This is a genomic window from Pseudomonadota bacterium (assembly GCA_022361155.1).
Taxonomy (GTDB): Bacteria; Myxococcota_A; Polyangia; order Polyangiales; family JAKSBK01; genus JAKSBK01.
The window spans coordinates 1-5,307 of the sequence record JAKSBK010000515.1 but is presented as its reverse complement, the minus strand read 5'-3'; the positions used below and the strand labels follow the sequence as shown (position 1 = coordinate 5,307).

General features: G+C 62.8%; 6 protein-coding genes and 1 tRNA gene. 1 reads left to right on the top strand and 6 read right to left on the bottom strand.

Going from position 1 to position 5,307, the window contains the following annotated elements; genetic code table 11:
* Positions 1 to 246 precede the first annotated feature (246 nt).
* On the bottom strand, positions 247 to 879 hold the full coding sequence (locus MJD61_19150) for a hypothetical protein (GenBank protein ID MCG8557379.1): 633 nt from the start codon (positions 877 to 879) through the stop codon (positions 247 to 249).
* Positions 880 to 930: 51 nt separating this feature from the next.
* Here MJD61_19150 and MJD61_19145 point away from each other — a divergent pair, with 51 nt between their 5' ends.
* On the top strand, positions 931 to 1,386 hold the full coding sequence (locus tag MJD61_19145; protein ID MCG8557378.1) for a hypothetical protein: 456 nt from the start codon (positions 931 to 933) through the stop codon (positions 1,384 to 1,386).
* A gap of 137 nt (positions 1,387 to 1,523) precedes the next feature.
* On the opposite strand, the gene MJD61_19140 is transcribed toward MJD61_19145, so the two are convergent.
* The 5 genes from MJD61_19140 to MJD61_19120 all read right to left on the bottom strand — a co-directional run.
* Positions 1,524 to 2,852 (bottom strand): DUF2961 domain-containing protein, encoded by a 1,329-nt coding sequence (locus tag MJD61_19140; GenBank protein ID MCG8557377.1) that lies wholly within the window; start codon positions 2,850 to 2,852, stop codon positions 1,524 to 1,526.
* Positions 2,853 to 2,949: 97 nt separating this feature from the next.
* Positions 2,950 to 3,026, bottom strand: a tRNA-Arg gene (locus MJD61_19135).
* Positions 3,027 to 3,054: 28 nt separating this feature from the next.
* A complete protein-coding gene (locus MJD61_19130) occupies positions 3,055 to 3,960 on the bottom strand; it encodes a site-specific integrase (GenBank protein MCG8557376.1) in 906 nt (301 codons plus the stop codon).
* A gap of 621 nt (positions 3,961 to 4,581) precedes the next feature.
* Positions 4,582 to 4,836: a helix-turn-helix domain-containing protein gene (locus MJD61_19125; GenBank protein MCG8557375.1), complete on the bottom strand. Its 255-nt coding sequence runs from the start codon at positions 4,834 to 4,836 to the stop codon at positions 4,582 to 4,584.
* 281 nt (positions 4,837 to 5,117) lie between these two features.
* On the bottom strand, positions 5,118 to 5,307 hold a 190-nt coding region (locus MJD61_19120; protein ID MCG8557374.1), incomplete at its 5' end, for an IS4 family transposase.

Genomic DNA, 5,307 nt, shown 5'->3' with positions numbered 1-5,307 from the left:
TCCCCAATACTCCTCGTCGTCGCGCCTCGCCAGCGGTGCCCAGTCCTGACCGAAACACACGAGTTATTCTTCCGCGGGCCCTAAGGCCCATCCAAGAATGACTCGATCGGCTGCGGCCGTGCAGGGCCGCGCGCTCGCGGCCTTCGTCCTCGCAGAACGCGGCCGGAATCGTGTCCGGCGCTACCATGACCTGCGCCCGGCCGGCAGGGGAAGGTCAGATGGCTAGCGGCACATGGTCGGCTGGCCCTAGATGCCGCCGAAGCCTGCGAAGCCGCCACCGAAGCCGCCACCGAGGCCACCGAATCCCCCAAAGCCACAGGGTCCAGACGATTCGCAGCCGTTGCTGGGGTTGCGGTCGCAGTCCAGCCACCCTGCGTTGCAGCGTCCGATCCAACACAATCCGTTCATGCACCGCCCGCTCGCATTGGGTGGCTGGCAGCGGTTGCCACAGAAACCGCAATTGTTTTCCGAGGTGTGTAGATTGGCTTCGCAACCGTTGGCGCTCGAGCCGTCGCAGTCGGCATGGTTCGGGGCACAGGCTAGAATCGCGCAGGCGCCGGTCCAGCAGCTCGCGGTGGTACGGCTGTCACCGCAGGGCTGTTCGCATGCGCCGCAATGGCCCGGCGTGTTCAGCGGTTGCTCGCAACCGTTGCTGGGCTCCTCGTCGCAGTCAGCGAGCCCAGGTAAACAGCGCTCGACAACACACTGTCCATCTTCGCACACGCCGTGGATCGCTCCCGGCAGCAGGTTGCAGTCGTAGCCGCAAAAGCCGCAGTGCCGGCTTGATAGCAGCGTGTTGGTCTCGCAACCATTGCCGGGGTTGAGGTCGCAGTCGCCGCGGTTTGGGCGGCATGCGCCGGGGACGCATTGCCCGTGCACGCAGCGCGCCCCTGCAAAAGGAAAACGGCAACGCACTCCACAGGCGCCACAGTGCTGGAGCGTCTGGAGCGACTGCTCGCAACCGTTGTCGCGGTTTCCATCGCAGTCCGCCGTGCCAAGGCTGCAAGACAAAGGCCCGACGGAGCCCGGGCTTTCACCGGCACCGGAACTGCCGCCCCGTCCGTGCGCAGCTCCGATCCGCCCGTGCGCAGTGCCGGCGGTGCCGGAGTCGAGGGCGCTCGTACCCCCCGCATGGACGGGGTCGGTCGCGGCCGCATGGGCACCTGCAGTCCCGTGGTTCGCTCCCGTACCACCGGCGTGGGCGCCGGCTTGCCGGTGCCCAGAGCCACTTGTCCCTACACCGTGTCGGCTATCTCCGACGCACGCGCAAAGAGACACCAAAACCCACACGCCAGCGCGCGCGCCATCACTTCCCATGACCTGAAGTACGCGCGCTCGAGCCGAAACTTGAGGTGCCGCGCCGAGGATTCCCTAGCCCATGTTTGACAAAACCCGGATCGGACTTCCGGCCGCGAGCACCAGTACCGCTTGGGTGCTAGTGGGCGCCAGGGCTGGGGCCAAACGATCAGGATTCCTGTGGCGAGGTACTAGCACATGGTGACGCAAGCGGTGTCTCAGGGGGGTCACTTGACGTGCTTGAACACCCGCTCTTGCAGATCGGCGACGCGGTGCTCGACCGGTGCTAGCGGCGGGAGCTGGTTTTCGGGCCTGTCGAGGTAGAAATAGGCCGTGGCGGACACGTCGTCGCTCCGATAGAAGTTCGTGGACGCCTTTGCTGGGAACTCCTCGCTCTCGAGGGCCGGTGGATTGTCCATGTCGAGCCAGCGCTTGCTGGCTTGCATGCCGTCCTTGGCTACGTAGGACCATAGGATCCGGATATCCGCACCCTGTTTCCGCATTTTTAGAAGCGCGGCCTTCTGGGCGTTTCCAATCTGTTGAATGGTCACCCTTACATCTTTGTGAAAGTACACGGGATCCAGGGTATGATAGCGATAGAATGCATACAGGTCGTTCTTGCGATCGGACAGAACCGAGCCTTGAATGCGGGTGGTGAACTCCCCCTGACCCCAACCGGAACCGATATAGTCCTCCGTGCCGGTCCCGACGAGTGTCGGATAGGTGGCGTCACCGTCCAGATAGATTTTGACCTCGCCCTCTCCGAACCAGGTCCCGCGGTAGGCCTCGGCGCCGATAACACCTATGTTGGCGCCCAGGTAGCGGCCCCGGCCGGTCAACCGTGGCAGTATTTCGAAGTCCTCCCCCAGCGACGTCTTGCGATTGCGGTTCCAGTAGGCATGGAAATACAGTACGTCATCCGCGTGGGAAGGCACCTGAAGAAAGTCGATCTTATAATAGAACATCAGAACGGCATCGGACTCGTTCGTGATCTCGATTCGGGCTCCCTTGCGGTAAGGCATTGGTACGAAGCAGTTGAAGGATCGACCTTCCGGAGATGAGAACAGGGCGCTCGAAAAGGGGCGCATCACGCCGAGCCCGGTGCCAAAGAAGTCCGAGAAGGGAACCGACACCGCCGGAGTCGACGCATCGTCCCAGTACATCTCGAGCTTGATCTTGCGCCGGTTGATGGGCGTCCACTGGCTCGAATTGGCCGACCAGATCTTCGTGATGATGCCCGCGCCCTTCTGGTTGAAGATCACCTTCTTTTCACCCGGCGCGATCAGCACATAGGCATCGCCTTTGGCGCCCTTGTTGCTCTTGCCACCAGCCCCTTTTGTGGCGGTAGGGTTCTCGGCGCTTGCCCACCGGGTGCGAACGCCGGGCGGGGCCGCCAGGAAGTACGTGCGAATTCGATCGGGAGCAAGGCCCTGACGCGCCTTCGCATGCACGGGCGCGTCCGGACGTTTGGTGTGGGGGGCGCAGCCAGCTCCAAGTATGAGCGTGGCCAACATGGCCGCGTACGTTCTCATGGGCGTTCGGGGTAGCGTCGGCATCAGGCAGCTCCTTTTTCGTTGCTTGCCGCGGACTCGATGGTTCGGACGCAGATTACGCGCCAGGGCAACTCCGGCGGCCTGGCGTCCTGGTCAGGGTTGGCACGCCCGGAGGGATTCGAACCCCCGACATTCGGATCCGAAGTCCGACGCTCTATCCAGCTGAGCTACGGGCGCAGGGAATGATTTCAACGAGTTAGCTGTGTCAATGAGCGGGACCGGAAGCCCTTGTAGCAGCAGCGTAGCTAACTGCACCGTCTTCCGGCTGGGGACACACCGATACCACGTCGCCTCGGGGCCGCGCCAGGTCGACCTGCACACGGTCGAAATCCGACTCCATGAAGAGATCGGGCCGCAAGTGGGCGTAGCGCTGGGTCGTCGTGACACTGGAGTGCCCGAGCACGGCGGAAAGCTTCTCGATCGATCCACCCGAAAGCACCCAGTGCGACGCGAAACTGTGACGCGTCGCCTGATACCAGGTCATTTCCTCAAGCTCGCAGGTCCGCAGTGCGTCTAAGAGGTGTCGCCGCAAGGTGTGCTGACGAATGAAGGCTGCCGGGCGACCCGGGCGACCGCCGCGGGTCGGGTGGGGCGGCTTGAACAGCAATCCCGCGCCTCCCGTGGCGAGCCTCCACTCCGAGAGGATGGGTGATAGCGACTTGAGGATCGGCACCACGCGAGCGTCGTCATCCTTGACCGGCCCCAGCCGCCCGTCCTGCACCTGCTGCCGCACGTGTAACCTGCGGGCCTCGAGATCGACATCTTGCCACTCCAATCCGAGAATCTCGCCCGTTCGCAAACCCGCCAGCGCTCCGACGGCAAACGCTACCCGACACGGTTCGGGCATGTTCAGGAACACCCTGCGGATGTCTTCGGACCGCTCCAGGAACGGCACGCCGCGAGGGTCTAAGGCCACCCGATAGAGGCGCCTCGTGGATCGCGGGAGTGTACTCACGGGATTCACTCCAACGAATCGCTGCTCCACGATGTCAGAGAAGAACGTGGATAGCAGTCGAATGCAGAGGCCCACCGTGCCGGGGGAAAGACCTTCAAGTAGCTTCTGCTCGATGAACTTGCGAATGTTGGAAGCATCGACTTCCCCAGGTCTCATGCGTCCAAAAAACGGCTTCAAGTGCTTCCGCCACCTGCTCCCGTCATCCTTGGCCGCTCGGTGCGTATGCATGCGACGCTCAAGCCAACGATCCGCGAGCTCCTCCAACCTGGGCTGCGACCGTGGGTCAGGCGCCAACCCCACCTCGCCCGCCCTCACCTCGTTCACAATCCTAGCCAGCGCCCGTTCGGCAAAGTCGCGAGTGGCGAACCCTCCTTTGGTGCGACGCTGGCTACCGTCCCACCAGGCAATCGTGAAACAGCCCGGGCCCCGCTTGTAGACCGACCCCTGACCGTGAGGTCGCCTTCTTTTCTTCCTTGGCATGTCCTACTCCTTTTCCTGCTGCGCCACGGTCCGCAGGCAGCGACGCAGAGCCTCCACGGAGGTCACTCCCCAGCGCTTCGAGAGCTTCGAGAGAAGCCGGCTGTCCATCAGGGACATCCGAAGCGTGATGCGTGTGTCCTTCCGCTGTCTCGGCTTCAGCGGCGGACGTCCGCGACCGCGAGTCGCACTTCGTGAGCGTCCCGTGACCACAGAGTCATTATTATTTGGCTGCCATAAAATGGCAAGGCCCACCGTAAGGGAAGCCGCCACCCACGCCTACGAGTTTTGCGGGCAGGATCAAAAAGGGGGACGGTCGATGCGTCCGGTCTCGGATCGACACAAACGGGAGAGATCCACGCGCACGACCCTCCCAACTTTCACGTAGGGCAGGTCGCCTGCCTTCAACCAGCGCCTTACGGTGCCTTCGCTGACCTGCAGTATGTCGGCAGCCTGTTTGACTGGCAGCAGTACCGCGGGCATGGCCCGTCGAATCGTTTCAACCAGGTCTAGCATTTGAGCTTGCCGCCGTTCGATTCGGGCAAGTCTGTCCATACTCTCAGCGAAGGCTTCGCGGAGACTATCTGCCCAGTCGCGAGTCACCGGTCAACTCGAGAACGCACGTCAACGTAGCAGCGGTGACAGCGGACGGAACCGGAATCGCTGACACGCGCAACCGTCCAGTTCGTTCGTCCGCACCTCGCGCAACGGATCGCAGCCCTCGGCGCTTGGTCGGCTTGTACCGGTGTCTTCGCAACCGGGGGATTGGAGTCTGAGCCCAGCGAGCCGCCAAGAAAGTTTTGCAAGTACTTCACTGCGCTACCTGAACCATCCCCTCATATGACACCCAGGGCGGAACGAATGGCTTGATGCTCCTGAATGACGTCGCCGAAGGCTTTCATGAGGGTGCGCAGGCGCTGGTTGGGCATGTTGGGAATGGCTTCGAACCAGAAACACCCTTGCTTGAAGAGCGACAGGGTGCGTTTCTTGGAGGTGTTCGGTTTGAGGGTGCGGTCGAGGCCGCAG